Raw genomic sequence first — 16897 nt, 5'->3', positions numbered from 1 at the left:
CTGCCGCCGAAATGTATGCAATGGTGCATCGGCTATCCATTTTTGCATACTTACTGACGAACGGGCGTAAGCATTTTCCGCGCTGTTTGGGAAGAAAGGTGGTGGCATTTGCTTTTCCGGAAAAATATCGCGGCGTTTTTCGGACACAAAAAAGACTGCCAAGCCATTTGGCAGCCGCTGTCTTCTGTAACTTACTTGTGCACGTTTTGTATGAAACTATTGTCACTCGTTTTGTTTGTGCAGCTTTTGCTTGAAAAGCCATCCGGGCCTTTATTGATAGATCCGCTGAACCCTAAGGTGTATTTTTATGATGAAAAAGAGGCACACATTCAGAAGTTATTCTCACGAGTGAAAGGTAGGGGCGCACTTCATTTTCCAGAGAGGATGTTTTCTTAGCTAACACGACACAGTCGATACGAGAAACGAATCACTTTGCTCTTTTCGTGACAATCCATTCTTGATTGTCCTCGTCCAATTTAAATTCAGCAAGAATTAGCTTTCCTTCTCCTTCTTCTTGCAAATATGCCATTTTTCCAAGTGTAAGGTCCTCGTTAAGCAAGAGTACGGGTATTGTATCTCCTACTTGAATAATGGGATCCAAGATTTTTTCCTGAACATCAATAAATGACGTCGCTACTTTTTTAGAGTATTTTTCTTCTAACTGCTCTTCAATCAAATTGCTGTGCAGATACGAGACATAGGTCCACTCATTCCCCTGAGCATCTTTTACTGTATCCAGTACGGGAAGCTCAGAAGCACTTCCTCCCTTGAACGTATTATTGTTCAATTGTACGCCCAGCTTCTCTAACGTCATGCTTTGATACTTTTGCGATGAATCAGTCAACTGCTGAACTTCTTTGTCAGCTAACACACTCTGGCCAACAACAGCCATGACAGCGAGCCCAACGCATACAGGTATTAATTTCTTCAGCATATGATTACCCCACCTTTATTTTTTCCAAACCTTGCCAGTCGTCTTGGATATATAGGAATTATCCAGCGTGTATGCCTTGTGAACTGTTTTCACTTCAGCTTCCTTTGTACCTGGCCCTGTATAGTACGATGTTTGTGCCCATGCACCTTCGCCGGAGGAATCTTTTTTAGTCTTATCGGTAATAAATGTTCCGTTTTTATAAAATTTGGAAGTCGTGCTTACGCCTTTTAAATCTGGCCCCTCGCCTTTTGTGTAACCGCTTAGAAACACATTTCCCGGTTCGGCTTTCTGGTCAACCGCGTATGAGTAGTAATCCTCAAACCCCCAAACATAGTCTGGTCTAGCAAAAGTAGTTCCGCCACCAACAACCAATCCGCTTGCAATTGTGAACAAAAAAACAAATCCACTTATTTTCCTCACAACAAAATCACCTCCGTAATAAGCAATATCATTACACAAATGCGCTAGATTGTCAAATATTGGTAATTCATTCACTTTTCTATCTCAAGCGAAATCACCCCACATATATAGGCGGGAAAATAGCTTCATCTATTGGTCTGCACACCAAAGCTGTGTACATAACCGTTTATATCCTTGATTAGCCACAAGTTTTCCGAATCCCCAGTCGAACCGAGCGTTTTGTTGAGCGCAAGCGGTCACATCCCATTTCATGGAAAACGTCGAGCCGTTGTTCACAAAAAAAGACTGCCAAACGAATTTGGCAGCCGCTGTCTTCTGGATGTGCTTGTGCTAGTTTTGCTTGAATCCCACGCGAGCCTTTATTGATTCACAGGCAGCAAAGGCAGACGAATGTGGCTCGGATGCCGTTCATCATGGTAAATGTGCTGCGTGGCGACCACCGTCTCGGTTTCCGTCGCCAGGTTCCCTCCCGTGTTTGGATTCGGGAACGAGAAGTTTTCCGCACCGGATGTGACCGCGACCCGGATTCTGTGGCCCTTTTGAAAAATGTTGGCGATTTTGCCCATGCGGATTTCGTAGCGTTCGATCTGCCCCGGTTCGAGCAGCTGCGGTTCGGAAAACGAATGGCGGTAGCGGGCGCAAATGATTCCATCCGACAGGCGAATCGAGTTGCCCGCTTCGTCCACGTCGCTCAGTCGCACGAGCCAATCCGTATCGCGGGCCGAGCTGGCTGCGTACAGGACGGCAGAGATTTCCCCGGCAATGGCGACCGCTTCCTGCAAAGGCTCCGATGTGTAGACAAGCACGTCTTGACGTTTCTCTACCTCGGCGTAGTTTTCCGGCACGCAGTTTTCGTTCTCGGACAAATCAAGCAAGTACGGCGCGGCATCTAGCGGATCGAACAAGTACGTATCCGCTGGCTGCTCGCCGGGAGTCGCAAGCGTCAGGGCACCATCTCCCGCACTCGTATTCGCCTGTCCATGGCTGCTCAAATAAAACGCCGTTTGCTGCGCCTCTGCTGGCGGCCACGCCGAGGACGTCTTCCATTCGTTTTCGCCGACCATGTAATACTGGACGCGCGGCTCGTGTTCCACGCCGTTTTCGATGCCTTTCAAATAGCGGTCAAACCAGCGCAGCTGCGTCACGTCCAAATCGTAGCGAATCGCGTTGTTTCCAAATGGCACGTGATGAATCTCGCGCGTCGTATTGGCTTTGTGGTACCACGGGCCGAGAATCATCCGGGTGTGCTCTGGCATGTTCTGGGACACGACCTCCCACGCCTCGCTTGTGCCCATTCCGTTGTCGTCGTACCAGCCGGATACGAGAAACGCAGGCACTTTTACTTGATCGGCAAACTGCTTCCAGTCGGAACGCGCCCAAAAATCGTCGCCATCGGGATGCTCCATCCATTTTGTCCAGAACGGGATTTCTTTCCCGAGCACTTTTTGCGGAATTTCCTTGATCGGGCGGACTTTCAGCACTTCGCTCCAGTCATCCCGGCTGAGGGCAGCGACATTTCGGCGCTTTTCGGCCATCATGAAAATCCACGATAGCCCCGTGAGAATCGTCCCGCCTTTTCGCGGAATGTCGATGTACGGCGTGCCGACGGTTACGTAGCTGAAAATCGCCTTCAAGTGCGGGTTGCCGCTCGCTGCTGCCGCCCATTGCACGTAGCCTACGTACGAACCTCCGAGCATGCCGACTGCCCCGTCCGACCATGGCTGCTCCGCGATCCAGTTGAGCGTGTCGTCTCCGTCTTCGCGCTCATGCACCAGCGGAATCCATTCGCCCTCGGAGTCTTCCCGCCCTCGCGTGTCCTGTACGACCAATGCGTAGCCGCGCGCGACGAATGGCAGACGGCGAAAAATCGCGTCCATCCGTCCGTATGGCGTCCGCAGCAAAATGGTCGGCACCCGTTCGTCCGGCTGCAATCCGGCTGGAATCCACACTTCTGTCGCCAGCTTGATGCCATCGCGCATGGCTACGTCGTGCCTGCCCAGATGCTTGACGCCGTAGCGCGCGGCAGAAAGCTGCGCATCTTGCCACAGCACAAGCGGCGTCATGCTTTCCCAGCCTTCCTGCACGAGTACCACACTGTCTCCCCTGCCCGTCAAGACGAATGCGATGACCTCGTTGTCGCACACGATCAGGTCGATCGGCATCGCTCCGCCGCGCAGCGCCCACACCCACGCCTGCTTGTGCTCCTGCTCGCCAGAGAGCGTCCCTTCGACTCGCTCATGCCGCTGGTAGCAGCCGCCACCAGGCGGATGCATCTCCTCGACAGCCGACCAGTCGAGCGCATTCCACTCGCCAAGCCTGCGGCTCAGCTCGTACACAGGCAGCTCGTAGACCGCTTTGTCTTCGGCGAGCAGTTCGAAGCTTCTCTCTGACTTTTCTTCCGACTCCCAATCTGTAGGCCGATGCCACACTCGCTCTTTTCCCAAAAGCAAATCGGCGATGTGAACACCTGATTGATAATAGCCAAAAACTTGTCCAGACGGCTGCTTGTTCTCCATCGTAGCTCTCCTCTTTTCTACAAAATGGAATTTATCTCCACACTTCCTGATAGACGCGCAAATAGTTTTTGCCGAGAATGTCCTCAATCTCTTCGTCCTTGTAGCCCCTAATCATCAGCTCGCGCGTAATCAGCGGAATCGACGCATGGCCTTTTACGACGTCAAAAGGCATCTCTGTCGTTTTCGCGATGCGGTCGAGCGGAATGTACTTGGTCAAATCGTCGCACAGGTCAAGTCCGATGCCGATATGCTTGCTGCCGACGAGCTTCTTCATATGGTCGACGTGGTCGATCAGCCGCTCAAGCGTCGCTTCGGCTCCGCTGTTTGCCGTAAACATGCTGAACGCATTCAAGCCGATCAACCCGCCCTTTTCGGCAATCGCCGTGATCTGTTCGTCCGTCAGGTTGCGCATGGTCGGCACCAGGCTGCGGCAGTTGGAATGAGAAGCAATGATCGGCTTGCGGGCCACTTCGATCACGTCCCAAAATCCTTCGTCGTTCAAATGGCTGACGTCGATGAGGACGCCCAAGCGCTCCGCCTCTTCAATCAGGGCAACGCCAAAGTCGGTCAGACCGCCTTTTCTCCCTTCACGCACAGGGGCGAAAAAGCTGCCATCTGCGGCAAAATTTCGCCGACTCCAGGTAAGCCCCATCATCCGTACGCCCAGCTCGTAAAAAATGCGCAGCATGCTCAGATCGTTGTACAGCGGTTCGGCGCCCTCCAGGGAGAGGACAAACGAAACTTTTCCTTCCTGCCTTGCCGCGAGCAAGTCTTGTCCGTTTTTGGCGATGACCAAATAGTCCGGAGATTCCGCCACTTCCGCGTGCAAGGCACTCACCTGATTGAGCGCTTTGCGCAACGCCATTTCCGGCACAAACGCATCTTCCACAAAGACGGCCGCCACGACGGAATGCACCCCGCCTGCCTGAAACCGCGGCAAGTATTCTGTCTCGATCAGCTTCGTCCGACCGTAGCCGCGCTGAATTTCTACATCCATCAGCAAGTCAAAATGTCCGTCCAGCACATGGACGCCATCGTGAAAGCTGCGTGCCTGCTGCAAAGTCGCATCTGCCATTCCCGCTCATCTCCCGTCTTTTTTGTCCAAATAGTTGTAGATCGTGTACTTGGTGACATCCAGCAAATCCGCCACGTGCTGCACGGCTCCCTTGATCAAAAACAGCCCTACTTCGTCGAGCAAATGGATGAATTGAATCTTCTCTTCCTTTTGCATCAGGGCAATCGGTTTTCCGGTCTTTTTCAGGCAATCGTCGATCATTTGCTCCATCAGACTGGTGACCGTCGGAGCGAACTTTTCCGCGGCCCGCCCTTCCTCGGCTTTGTCCGCGAACGCCATCATGTCGTTTAAGGCCGCCTGCGCGATGGCAATGTGCGTCAAGTCCATATTCAGGCACAGGCTGCCGATAATTTGCCCGGTTTCGTCCTTGATGTACAGCGAGCTGGACTTGATCTGCTTTCCCTTGATCGTGTCGTTGCGGTAGTTGAGATCGTAGTCCTCCTGGCTCGTCTTGGCTGTGCGCAAAGCTTGCAGCGCCAGATTGGTGACCGGGGAGCCGACCTCCCTCCCGCTGACATGGCCGTTGTAGATCGCAATGATCGAAGAAGATATGTCTGTCAAATCGTGCAGCACGACTTCACAATGCTGCCCCAACGTCTTCGCCAAGCCTTCCGCGACAGGAATATAGCTGGCTAAAATCGGATGAATGTGTCTCGTCATGAACAGAGCCTCGTTTCTTTCTGCTGTGTTGCTTGTGTCAGCTGACTTCGACAATCAGCTCAATCTCTATCGGATTATTGAAAGGAAGCACAGAAGTTCCGGCAGCTGCCCGCGCATGCTGGCCTGCCTCGCCCAACACTTCGATGAAAAAATCGGATGCGCCATTAATCACTTGCGGCTGCTCGTAAAAATCCGGAGCGCTACTCACCAGCGCAAACAGCTTGACGATCCGCGTGATCCGGTCCAGATCGCCCAGCTCGGATTTGAGCAAGGCGAGCAAATTGAGCGCCGTAATTTTCGCGGCTTCATATCCTTGCTCGATCGTCACGTCTGTTCCCAGTCTGCCCAAATAAAGCGGCTTGCCGTCCACGTAGCACCCCGCTCCCGAGGTGTACACCAGATTGCCCGTCTGCACACACGAGACGTAATTCGCCATCCGCGGTGGCGGTGGCGGCAATGTGTAGCCCAATTCCTTCAACCGCTGTTCGATCCTCGACATGTCCTCACCCCTTGAATGAATGAAAAGTCAGCAAGACCTGTTGCTGCTTTAACCATACTATTCTGACCACTTTGATTTCAACAATTTTTTAGAAGTTGATTAATTTTTTAAAAGAGAAACACACAAAACAGCCAGACACACTTTTTTCCAAGCGTGTCCGGCTCGCAAGTCGTCGTATCGTGAAAATCAGTCAATAGCGCAGTTGCATCAGGATGCTTCTGATCTCTTCGTCATTCATCATCAGGTCGTAGTGCTTCCTGCTGATCTTCGCCAGCGCGAGATCGTGGTAGAAAAATTCCGTAAACACTTTGACAAAAGGCTTCGCCATCGTCTTGATCGCTTGCCAGGACTGGTTTTCCTCACAGGCAAAAATCACTTCGCGCTCGTCGATGATCAACAGGCGAAACCGCTCCAATGTATGATGCTCGTCCGCCGGAATCAAGGTGTGCACCTTGGCAATGTTCGGCTTCAGCGATCCGACGACAAGCACTTCTACGTCCACGCCCTCTGCTTCCTTTTCCTCCAGGATCGGCAAATACTCGACGAGATCGTCTTTCCATGCCGAGATGCGGATCGAGCTTTTCGCTTCTTTGATGAGTTGCTTGCTCTGCACCCGAATCGAGCTGTCGACTTTCAGGCTCCAGACGAGATCCTCGGAGTAAGCTTTTTTCCTGGACTGAATTTTCAATTGCTTGATGTTGTCCTGAAATTCTGCTGTCAGCTTTTCAATCGCAAGCGCAAGAGGCAGTGCGCTGTACAGCTTTTTCTTTTCGGAAACCGAATCGAGCACCATGCCTTTTTCAATCATGCGCGACAGCACTTCGTATATTTTCGCCTTGGGCACGCCGGAAATTCGGACGATTTTCGTGGCGTCAAGCGGCTCCTCGCTCGAAACCAGCGCTTCAAAAACTTTGCTTTCATACTGCGAAAAACCAAATTTTTGTAACATGCTTCCTCCTGCCCGTATCATCTGGTTATTTATTTCCTATGATAAAGCATAGAAGCAAGCAAATCCAATGATCGTCCCTGAATTGACAGGCGCTTGGCTTCCATGTAATCTGTAACAGGCCATAAGTTACTCCATAGGTAGTAACTAAAATTCACAATCGTTGCACTTCTCTTGCAAAGCGTTTGGAACGCCGCTTGTGAAAGGGACATGCACCTCGGGCAGCATGAGAGACTAGGTAGTAATGGGAGGCAGAAAGTAGCAATGAATGTCGTTTTTTTGTTCACAGGATTTTTGTTCGTAGCAGGCTTGGGCTATGCGTTCAGCCACAATCGCAAAGCGATCCGGCTTCGGCCGATCATCGCCATGATGATCGCCCAGCTGGTGTTGGCCTTCCTCTTGCTGAATACCGGCGTCGGGATTGAGCTGATTTTGTTTATCTCCAAAGTGTTTGATACGCTGATGAAGCTCGGTATCAGCGGAGTCGACTTCGTCTTCGGGGGACTGGAAAACGCCGGAATGTCCACGTTCTTTCTCGATGTGCTGCTCCCGATCATTTTCATCTCGGTATTGATCGGGATTTTGAACCACTTTAAAATCTTGCCGCTGTTGATCCGCTTCACAGGATTTGTCCTCAGCAAGCTGAACGGCATGGGCCGACTGGAAAACTACATCGCTGTTTCCTCGGCTTTTCTCGGACAATCGGAAGTGTTTTTGACGACGAAAAAGCAGCTCGGCCTCGTGTCCAGCAAACGGCTCTATACGCTGTGCACCTCTGCCATGAGCGCGGTGAGCATCGCCATCGTCGGCGCCTACATGACCATGCTGGAACCGAAATACGTCGTCGTCGCCATCGTCGTCAACATTTTGTCGGCGCTGATTGTCGCCAATATTATCAACCCGTACACTTTGACGAAAGAGGAAGATTTGATCGAGCCAGTGGAGGAAACCGAAAAACCTGCGTTCTTCCAGATGATCAGCGAAAGCATTGTCGACGGCCTGAAAATCGCGGTCATCGTCGGCGCGATGCTGATTGGCTTCATCGCCCTGATGAATCTGGTCAACGAGCTGTTCTTGCTCATCTTCCGGATTTCTTTCCAGGAAGTTCTCGGCTACATATTCGCTCCGGTTGCTTTTTTGATGGGCGTTCCCCAGGCGGAGATCGTTTCGGCGGGAAGCATCATGGCGACCAAAATCGTGACCAACGAGTTCGTCGCGATGCTGAACTTCAAGGAAATCGCCAGCAGCCTGTCGCCCAAAACGGTTGGCATCGTCTCGGTCTTTCTCGTCAGCTTCGCCAACTTCGGCTCTATCGGCATCATCACCGGATCGGTGCGGGCACTCAACGAAAAGCAGGGCGACCTCGTAGCCAAGTTCGGCTTGAAGCTTTTGCTCGGCTCGACGCTGGCATCTGTGTTGTCGGCAACGATCATTGGTGTTTTTCTGTAAGTAATCACTGTTTGGCTACGAAAAAACAGGCAGCCCCGAAGTGACCTCGAAAAGTTAGACACATCTAACAATCGGAGTTCCGTTCAGGCATATGCCTGTTTTTTGCTGTCAGCGGGTGAGACAAGCAGGCTGTACCGGAATGGCGGCGGATAGGCGGACAGACGCAGCTCCAAGCTCATCACCGTATCGGGTACATGCCAAAAAGACAGGCAGCCCGCCCGGCATGCCTATCTTTCGCTCGCCTATTTTTCTCCCTCTGCTTTGTCGGAAGCTTTCGTCAATTGACGCAAGGCGTAGCTCATTCTCACGACCTTGCCTTCCCGATCGCGGAAAAAGTCGATCCAGACGGTGGAATCCCGCCTTTTGAAAACGAAGCTGTCCTTGTCAACCGGAGTGAGCGGATAAGCAAGACCGTCCACCAAAAGTTGCAGCTTCCCTTCCCGCTCCTCGATCACGGTGTTCAGCCATTCCGCAGATCGATAGTTCCCGATGTACTCGGACAGCTGCTCGCTTGCCAGTTCATACGGGGCATACGTGTACAGCGGCGCCGCTGGCGGTCTTTGCGCAAGCGTATTCAAGAGCGCCACGACCAGTTCGCGGACAGATACGCCATCGAGGTTGGCCAGCACCACTCCAGTCAGTTCCATCGACGGAACGGAAAAAATGTGCGAGCTGATCCCTTTGAGCGAACCACCGTGCTCCAGCATCAAGCCTTCGGGAAAAGCCGGAGATACCATCAAACCGTAGCCGTAAGAGCGGTGCCCATCACAGCGGGCGTGTGGCGCGAGCATTTGCCGGATACTGTCCGAAGACAAAATGTTCGCACGATTGTCCTCGGCATCCGGGCGAAAAATTTGCAGGTAACGCAGCAAATCGTTTACGGTCGATTTGAGAAAGCCTGCGGCGCGCATGGCGGGAGCGTCATGCCAGTACGGGGCAGCGATCACCTCGTTGTTTCCGTCGACTTTTTTGTTCGTGTACAAAACGGTCACGTCGTCCTTGTCCGCAAGCTCCTCCACGGCAAAAACCGTCCGCTGCATGCCAAGCGGCTGCAAAATGTGCTGCTTCACATACTGCTCGTAAGTCTGGCCGCTCGTCCGCTCGATGATCGCCCCGAGCAAGCCGTAAGCGTCGTTGTTGTAGCTGAACGCTTCTCCCGGTTCGCTGAGCGGCTTTCCTTCAAACCCGGCGATCGCTTGCAATACTTCTTCATACGTATCCAGATAGGGCACGGTCTTCAGCTCTTCTTCCGCTTCTGTCCCGATGATAGCAGGGTCTTGTTCCATGCTGCGCTTCATCGCTCCGTCCAAATAAGGCATCGGCGCCATCCCAGGCGTGTGCGCCATGAAATGGTGGATGGTAATTCGCTTGGTCAACTCGTCATCGCCCGTGCGAAACTCCGGCAAATAGCGGATGACCGGATCGTGGACGGACAGTTTGCCTGCCTCTTGCAACTGCATGATCGCCACACACGTAAACGACTTCGTAATCGAGGCGATGCCAAACACGGTATCGAGCGAAAGCGGCAGCTGTTCCTCCCTGTTGCGGTAGCCGAACGTCTTTTGGTACAACAGCTTTCCTCCGCGCGCGACCCCGATCGCCGCCCCTGGCGCCTGCGCTTCTTCAAGCAGCAGCCTGGCGTACTCCTCAAACATTTTCATCTGTTCGTCCACTTTTCATCTGCCTCCCAGCGCCTGGTCGTAAATCGCCCGTGCGATGCGGGCAATCGCCAGCTCTGCCGCCGGCTTTTCCGTCACAGCCCGCGACAATACCGTAATCGCGATTGCTCCTTTATCCTCAGGCAAGTAAATGATTCCCGCGTCATTGACCACCGCATTGACTGTTCCGGTTTTGTGTGCGACCTTCGTTCCTTCCGGCAGCAAATACGGCAGGCGGCTGTTGAACTGTTGGCGGCGCAAAATGTCCAGCATGAGCTCACAGGAGGCAGGCGTCAAAATTTCTTTTCGTGCGATCATCGCAAGCAAGCGGTTGAGGTCGCGCGGCGTAGCCACGTTGTTGTCCCGCGTCGGCAGGGAGACATCGTGAACGATTTCATAATCGCCTGTCTCTTCCCGGCGCTCGTATTCGTCGTAGCCAGCCGCAGACGGAGCAGGCTCATTCATCCCGACACAGTGGTTGAGCAATTGCCAGCAAGTGTGCCGCAAATGAATCTGTTCCAGCCCCAGCTCATGCATATGGGCCTCTACCTTGTCGATGCCGCCGATCAGCTCGATGACCAAATCTGTCGCGTAGTTGTCGCTGACAATCGTCATCAAGGTCGCCAAGTCTTTTACGGTCAGGGCTGCGCCTGCGTCCAGCTCCTGCAAAATGCCCGAGCCTGGCACGCGGTTTTCTTTTTGCGAGGCGATCCGCTGGTCGAGCGCGACCCGTCCCGCTTCGACTTCGCGCATCAAGGTGACGAGAATCGGGATTTTGAATGCGCTCGCCAGCTGAAACAGCTCGTCATCCAGATGCCCGGCCTCCTCTTTCGTCTCCACGTGCAATGCCGCTACCCCAAACACTCCTGGCGCATCCTTGAGCGCTTCATCCAATGCCTGTTGCCAAGCCATAAGCATGCCTCCTCCTTTTTATGGAAACAGCCAACACACATGCATGCGGGTGTCGGCCATCTCTGTCTGTCCTATTGCTCTTTGTAGCCCCATTTGAAGTCGATGTAGCCTAGCGGGTCCACCGTGATGCCTTTGACCTTGTCATTTTGTACCCAGGAGTTGACGCTGCTGTACACGCCCGTGACTGGCATTTCTTCCATCAAAATGCTCTCCGCCTCGACCAAATATTGATTGCGCTTCGCTTCATCCGGCTCGGCGTACGCCTTTTTCACCAGCTCTACGTAGCGCTCGTTGTGCCAAAAGGTCGAGTTGTTGGAGCTGTACTTTTCCATCATCAGCTCCAAAAAGTTGACGGAGTCGTTGTAGTCGCCTGTCCAGCCTGTGCGGGAAATCATGTATTTGCCGTGCTCCTGATCGTCGAACATGACCTTCAACTCTTTGTTGAGCAGCTTGACGTCCACGCCGAGCACCTGCTTCCATTGGGCTTGCAGCGCTTCGGCAATCTTTTTGTTGAGGTCGGATGTGTTGTACAAATATGTGATCTCCGGCAGCTTGGCGAGGTTCAGTTCCCGCATGCCTTCTGCCAATAACTGTTTCGCCGTCTCCCCGTCATTATCCTTGAAGTAGCCGTCCGGTTTCAGCGAGGCGGAGAGCGGCACAAAGCCCATCAACGGCGTCTGTCCGGCCTGGCCGATGTTGTCGGCAATATCTTTTCGGTTGATCGCGTAGGCAAACGCCTTGCGAATCTTGGCGTTCGTGAACGGCGGCTTTTCAGTCTGGAACAGCAAGTAGTAGTTGGTGGCGCGTTCCATCGTTTGCAGCTTGCCTTCATCGCGCAACGGTCCGATGGCGTCCGCAGGCAATCCGCTGATCGGGCCGCCCGCCCAGTCCAGCTCCCCGCTGTTGAACAGCTCCAGCTCTGTATTCGTATCTTCAATCATGGAAAACTCGATTTCGTCCAGCTTCACGACATCCTTGTCCCAATACTGGTCGTTTTTCGCCAGCTCGATCTTGTTTTTATGCTCCCAGTTCGCCAGCTTGAACGGCCCGTTCGTGACGATGGTTTCCGGCTTTTTCGCCCAGTCGGGATTGGCCTCGACGACTTTTTGGTTGACCGGATAGTAAAAGGTGGCGAGCGTCAGAAAATACGGCGTCGGATTTTCCAGAGTGACTTGCAATGTCTTTTCGTCCAGCACCTTGATGCCTACGTCCTCCGCCTTTGCCTTTCCTTCGAAAAAAGCGCGGGCGTTTTTGATCGGATAGTATTTGTAAGCGGAGCCGCTCGCCGTCTTCGGGTTGAGCACGCGCAGCCAGGCGAAGGCAAAGTCGTTCGCTGTCACCGGATCGCCGTTGCTCCACTTGCTTGCGCGCAACGTGAATGTATACACTTTTTTGTCATCCGACAGCTTGATGTCCGAGGCGACAGAATTGACTGGCTTGCCATCCTTGTCCAGCCTGACGAGCGAGTCGTACAGCGAGCGGATAAAAGCGCCGGAGATCACGTCATTCGACATGCCGGAGTCCAACGTCTCCGGTTCTGAGGCGTTCATGTGCAAAATTTGGGTGGCGGCCGGCTGCGACGGCGTTGGCTGGGACTGTTGCGTGGAATCGGCAGCAGGTTGATTCGTGCTGGCACTGTTGCTGCAACCTGCGAACAATCCCGATAGCAAAACCAAGAGACTTGTAATGACGACTGGTCGTTTCATGCTTACCCCCATCTTTGTTCAATTCGCTTCTAACTTCTGTATAAATATTCTGCAAATTGTATGCCAGCTGTTTCTGCCAAGCTTGATCCGGCCTGCTTATTCACTGCTGCATACATGGGCCTTCGACTCATCCTGACAAAATGCTGCATAAAGCTGTCCAGCAGCAAAAAGATGGCTCACACGATCAGCCTGCCCATTTTTTCGCCTGATGAACACGCAAAAAAGAAGTATTCAACGTTGAATACTTCTATTCACTCACGAATATTCATTTTGCCTAGCCAATCGCTGGCTGATACATGGCGACGGCATCACACGATCTCCGGCAAAAAACGATCGGCACGTGCTTTTGCTTCGCCAGCTTTTTAATATTTTTGCTGAGACTGTGACTGACAAAGTTGATAAAGACGAGAACCAGCTCCGTATCGGCAGGAATCGTCGCCTTCACGTCCGACTTTTTTCGTCCAGATACGTGATATACATTCCGAAATCCTTTATCCTGCAACAAGCTCTCGATTTCTCCTACCCGATCTCCTCCAACTACAAGAACGCCTGCCATATGAAAGCTCCTCCTCTCTAATCTCCCATTCTCGTCTGTTTTGTCAGTCCGTCGCCTAGCCGTGCGTCCGATTCAACAACGGTCTGTTCTGAGTTGTCTGTCCTTCTTCTTTCTCTTTTTTGGCAGGGAGTCGGTATTTTTCCGTCCGCTCGATCTGAACCACCTGCGAATCGTGAACCACGATATGGATGGAACCAAATTCCAAACTGTCCAAGGCTCGCTCGATTTTCTCCCACAGTTGTTCATTCAGGGCATTCTCTTTCTTCGCCATTCGCTCACGCCTCCCTGGTTATGTTGTGAAAAACTAAATGTTTATTATTCCTACCTATTTAGTATGTTTTATAGCCTAATGTTACCTCTCGAAAGCCTTCTGTTGTCCAGCAGCGACGACACCGACTTTTCGAGAGGTCATGTCCTTTTGAAACGATAGCAGCGTTACCCTCCTCCTGTTCATATAGCGAAAGGCTCCCGACGATGCCGACATGGTCTTGTCTGCGCGGGAGCTTTCGGAAGTCCGATCAGCTATTCACTAAAATCCGATGTATTTACTTATGATTAGAGATTATCACAGACCCATTCCATCGGTCAATGCCCCAATGTTCTGATTTCGTCTGCGCAAGCCAGATTAAATGTGCCGCCGTTCCGTAGCTTGCTGTACAAACTGTTTGTGCCGCTCACGCATCCTTTGCTCTGTCGCTTGATCCAGTCCCCAATTGCCAAGGCTGGAAGCTGGCCGCAGCGCTGCGTACAAATCCCAGTACGCCAAGTCCGTATAGTCGAGATCAGGCATCCTCTCCCGATAAAATGCTGTAAAGGCGTCCATCGCTTCGCTGCCAAACGCCCAAAGCAGCTCCAGCCGGGCATTGCCCACATCTGCGAGCGGATCGCCCACAGCCGCATCTTCCCAGTCGAGTACGGCAGTCAGACGGCCATCCAGCCACATTGTATTGCCTGGCCAAAAATCTCCGTGCAACAAGACATCGCGATTTTTTCGCGCCAAGGGCCAGACAGTGCCCAGCAGCTCGCGAATCAGCCCCTCGTCCAGCGAGTCGTCCAGCTTTTCCGGTGTTTTGCGAAGCGTATCCGCTACCCAATCGGTCTGACGCGGCAAAAAGGTACTGGCTTTTTGTTCAGGGTCGATCCGGTGGATACGGGCAAGCACCTCTGCCAGTTGGGACAAATAAGCGGACAGATTGGCTGGTTGGAAGTCTGTCTGTCCCTCGACGAATGTCGTGACAAGACACGGCGAGGCAAAAATAGTTGCCGATGCTTCCAGATGGAGCGGCTTCGGCGCAGGAATATGCGCTTCCTGCAACAGTTGCAGCAGCTTGTATTCGTCGGAGGCGATCTGTGGATTGCGCTCACGATCTGCTGCGCCGTGTTGCCGCACAACCATTTTTTTGCGCGTCCCGTCCGCACACTCCAGCTCTAGCGCTGTCACCGTCGCCGAGATGCCGCCGACAAGCTCCCAGGCGCGAAGCAGCTTCCCGCAAGGTTCGATTTTTCCTGCCAGCTCTCCCCATTTGTCCAGCTTGTTTGCTTGGGTCATGTTTTGCTCGTCCTCCTGTCCGCTCTTCCGAAAAAGAGCCATCTAGTGTCGCTGTCAATCAGTCTGGCCGTATCCGCCAGGCTACTTCCTGCTTGCGCTTTTGCAAAAGCTTGCGGCACGCCTCGGCCATCAGCGCTATTCCTTGCTCGATCTTGTCTGTGTCTGTCTGGATGATGCTAAGACGCAATCCGTTGTCCCGGCCCAAGCCTGGCAAATAGTTTTGGTCCGTCGAGCGCACAGAGACGTGCTGCTGGTGCAAAGCAGCGATCACGTCGTGGGCATCCAGCTCTTTCGGCAGAACGATTGTGGTAAAAATTCCGCCGTGGGCAGCCGGACACTGAATGCTTGGGTCCAGGTGGCGGCGGCAAGCTGCGGCAAGTGCATCCATCCTCGTCCGATAGCGCTCTCTGACCATCGCGGCATGATGATCGTACATCCCCGAGTTCAAATACAGCTCCAGAGCAGCCTGGGACAAAACGGACGTGCTGGAGTCCGCCGAAGCTTTATGCAGGCGAAATGTCTCCATGACCGCTGGCGGCAAGACGACAGCAGCCAGGCGCAGTCCGGGCAACATGATTTTGGAAAAGCTTTTCACGTAAATGACGTGCCCTGACAGATCGTAGCTGTAGAGCGGATCGGCCTTCGCGCTCGTCTCCATATCCGCCAAATAGTCATCCTCCACCACAAATACCCCGTAGCGCTCCGCCAGCCTGGCGATTTGCCTTTTCTCCTCGGCTCCGTAGCTTGTCCCTAGCGGATTGTGAAAGCGCGGCATCGTATAAAAAAATTTGATCGGCTTGCTGCGAAACTGCTGCTCCAGCTCGTCCAGATCGATGCCTGCCGTCGTCCGCCCGATGCCGTATGTCGTGACACCAAGCAGTTGCAAGGTGCGAACCATGCCGTGAAAAGTAGGCTGCTCGACCAGGACGGCGCTTTTTCCATTGGGAAAAGGCATGGACGACAAGAGGTGCAGCGCTTGCTGCGAGCCGGAAACGACGCAAATCATGGACGGCTGCGCGAAAACTTGCGAATGGGCCAAATGCTTCTCCAGCTCCCGGCGCAAAGAGTAAAAGCCTTGCGGATCGCAATAAGTGAACAGCTGATCCTCGTACAGTTCAATCGCCCGGTTCAGGCAATGCTGGAAGTCTTTATACGGCATGACTTCCGGGTCCGGACTGGCCGCGGAAAAATCGATTTGTCCCTGTCCCGCTCCCGTTCGCGTGACGGCCTGCGGGCGCAGCACCGCGTAATAGCCGCTTTTTTGCACTGCGTACACGAGATGCTCTTTTTCCAGCTCCTGATACGCCCGGATCGCTGTATTCGTACTGCAATTCCACCGCTCGGAGGCTGTACGGATCGACGGCAGCTTTTCTCCGGGGCGTATTTTGCCCGTCAGCAACTGTTGTTTGAGCTGTTGCTTGAGCGCCTCGTATTTTTTCTCCACCCTTGTCCACCCGCTCTCCATCTGTGTGGGTACAGATGCCCTTTTTCCTCGTTTCTCCCTGGTTGTTCCTTACAGTATAGTGAATCGTAAGTCAGTCAGTAAACAGGAGAAAGGATGAGCAACAGATGGAATGGAAACACCCCGAATTGCCTTACACAATCAGTGATGATCCGAAGCTGCTCGACGAAGAACAAATTTTTGCCTGGCTGTCTACGACCTACTGGGCTGGCGAGCGTCCGAGAGAAATGATCGTCAAAGCCATTTCGCAATCGCTCTGTTTCGGAGTGTATCACGAGAGCGGACAGGCCGGGTTTGTCCGGGTCGTCACCGATTACGCGACTTTTTCCTGGGTGTGCGACGTCTTCATCGATCCCGCCCACCGCGGAAAAGGGCTGGGCAAATGGCTGATGGAGGTCATGGTGCAGCACCCGGCTATTCGCCATACAAACATGACGCTGGCAACGCGGGATGCCCATGGGCTGTACGAAAAATACGGCTTCGTCCGCAAAGAGATGATGCGTAGAATGGCAGAAGTACCGATGCCGCTCTCGTAATGGCAAAAGCATGTTCCGC

16 protein-coding genes are annotated in these 16897 nt (G+C 53.1%); 2 read left to right on the top strand and 14 right to left on the bottom strand.

The window, feature by feature from the left end; translation table 11 throughout:
• Nucleotides 1–427 precede the first annotated feature (427 nt).
• The 7 genes from EDM60_RS14875 to EDM60_RS14845 form a co-directional block, all read right to left on the bottom strand.
• Nucleotides 428–934 carry a hypothetical protein gene (locus EDM60_RS14875; protein WP_122964668.1) on the bottom strand — a complete coding sequence of 169 codons (507 nt, stop codon included), beginning with the start codon at nucleotides 932–934 and terminating at the stop codon, nucleotides 428–430.
• A 15-nt stretch (nucleotides 935–949) separates the two neighbouring features.
• A complete protein-coding gene (locus tag EDM60_RS14870) occupies nucleotides 950–1429 on the bottom strand; it encodes a hypothetical protein (protein WP_141254237.1) in 480 nt (159 codons plus the stop codon).
• A 284-nt stretch (nucleotides 1430–1713) separates the two neighbouring features.
• Nucleotides 1714–3870 carry a CocE/NonD family hydrolase gene (locus tag EDM60_RS14865; protein WP_122964666.1) on the bottom strand — a complete coding sequence of 719 codons (2157 nt, stop codon included), beginning with the start codon at nucleotides 3868–3870 and terminating at the stop codon, nucleotides 1714–1716.
• 31 nt (nucleotides 3871–3901) lie between these two features.
• Nucleotides 3902–4945: a dipeptidase gene (locus EDM60_RS14860; protein WP_122964665.1), complete on the bottom strand. Its 1044-nt coding sequence runs from the start codon at nucleotides 4943–4945 to the stop codon at nucleotides 3902–3904.
• A 6-nt stretch (nucleotides 4946–4951) separates the two neighbouring features.
• Nucleotides 4952–5605 (bottom strand): helix-turn-helix transcriptional regulator, encoded by a 654-nt coding sequence (locus EDM60_RS14855; protein ID WP_122964664.1) that lies wholly within the window; start codon nucleotides 5603–5605, stop codon nucleotides 4952–4954.
• 37 nt (nucleotides 5606–5642) lie between these two features.
• Complete coding sequence (locus EDM60_RS14850; protein ID WP_122964663.1) at nucleotides 5643–6104, bottom strand: RidA family protein; 462 nt, start codon at nucleotides 6102–6104, stop codon at nucleotides 5643–5645.
• 190 nt (nucleotides 6105–6294) lie between these two features.
• On the bottom strand, nucleotides 6295–7053 hold the full coding sequence (locus EDM60_RS14845) for a TrmB family transcriptional regulator (RefSeq protein WP_122964662.1): 759 nt from the start codon (nucleotides 7051–7053) through the stop codon (nucleotides 6295–6297).
• Nucleotides 7054–7314: 261 nt separating this feature from the next.
• Between EDM60_RS14845 and EDM60_RS14840 the strand changes: the two genes are divergently transcribed.
• Complete coding sequence (locus EDM60_RS14840; RefSeq protein ID WP_122964661.1) at nucleotides 7315–8499, top strand: NupC/NupG family nucleoside CNT transporter; 1185 nt, start codon at nucleotides 7315–7317, stop codon at nucleotides 8497–8499.
• Between the two features lie 242 nt (nucleotides 8500–8741).
• Here the strand turns inward: EDM60_RS14840 and EDM60_RS14835 are convergent, their stop codons facing one another.
• From EDM60_RS14835 to EDM60_RS14805, 7 genes are all read right to left on the bottom strand, one after another.
• A complete protein-coding gene (locus EDM60_RS14835; protein ID WP_233454185.1) occupies nucleotides 8742–10172 on the bottom strand; it encodes a serine hydrolase in 1431 nt (476 codons plus the stop codon).
• A gap of 3 nt (nucleotides 10173–10175) precedes the next feature.
• Nucleotides 10176–11069 carry a serine hydrolase gene (locus EDM60_RS14830; RefSeq protein WP_122964660.1) on the bottom strand — a complete coding sequence of 298 codons (894 nt, stop codon included), beginning with the start codon at nucleotides 11067–11069 and terminating at the stop codon, nucleotides 10176–10178.
• Nucleotides 11070–11140: 71 nt separating this feature from the next.
• A complete protein-coding gene (locus EDM60_RS14825) occupies nucleotides 11141–12775 on the bottom strand; it encodes a peptide ABC transporter substrate-binding protein (protein ID WP_122964659.1) in 1635 nt (544 codons plus the stop codon).
• A 274-nt stretch (nucleotides 12776–13049) separates the two neighbouring features.
• Nucleotides 13050–13331 carry a DUF2325 domain-containing protein gene (locus EDM60_RS14820; RefSeq protein WP_063229985.1) on the bottom strand — a complete coding sequence of 94 codons (282 nt, stop codon included), beginning with the start codon at nucleotides 13329–13331 and terminating at the stop codon, nucleotides 13050–13052.
• Nucleotides 13332–13386: 55 nt separating this feature from the next.
• Nucleotides 13387–13602, bottom strand: coding sequence for a YezD family protein (locus EDM60_RS14815; protein ID WP_063229984.1), 216 nt, complete (start codon nucleotides 13600–13602; stop codon nucleotides 13387–13389).
• 354 nt (nucleotides 13603–13956) lie between these two features.
• Nucleotides 13957–14880, bottom strand: a complete 924-nt coding sequence (locus EDM60_RS14810) for a phosphotransferase family protein (RefSeq protein ID WP_122964658.1) — start codon at nucleotides 14878–14880, stop codon at nucleotides 13957–13959.
• Between the two features lie 58 nt (nucleotides 14881–14938).
• Nucleotides 14939–16324: an aminotransferase-like domain-containing protein gene (locus EDM60_RS14805; protein ID WP_122964657.1), complete on the bottom strand. Its 1386-nt coding sequence runs from the start codon at nucleotides 16322–16324 to the stop codon at nucleotides 14939–14941.
• A 125-nt stretch (nucleotides 16325–16449) separates the two neighbouring features.
• Here EDM60_RS14805 and EDM60_RS14800 point away from each other — a divergent pair, with 125 nt between their 5' ends.
• Nucleotides 16450–16878 carry a GNAT family N-acetyltransferase gene (locus EDM60_RS14800; RefSeq protein ID WP_122964656.1) on the top strand — a complete coding sequence of 143 codons (429 nt, stop codon included), beginning with the start codon at nucleotides 16450–16452 and terminating at the stop codon, nucleotides 16876–16878.
• Nucleotides 16879–16897 lie beyond the last annotated feature (19 nt).

This window comes from Brevibacillus parabrevis (assembly GCF_003710905.1).
In the GTDB taxonomy this organism is placed as follows: Bacteria; Bacillota; Bacilli; order Brevibacillales; family Brevibacillaceae; genus Brevibacillus; species Brevibacillus parabrevis.
This window is presented reverse-complemented; position numbering and strand designations above follow the sequence as displayed.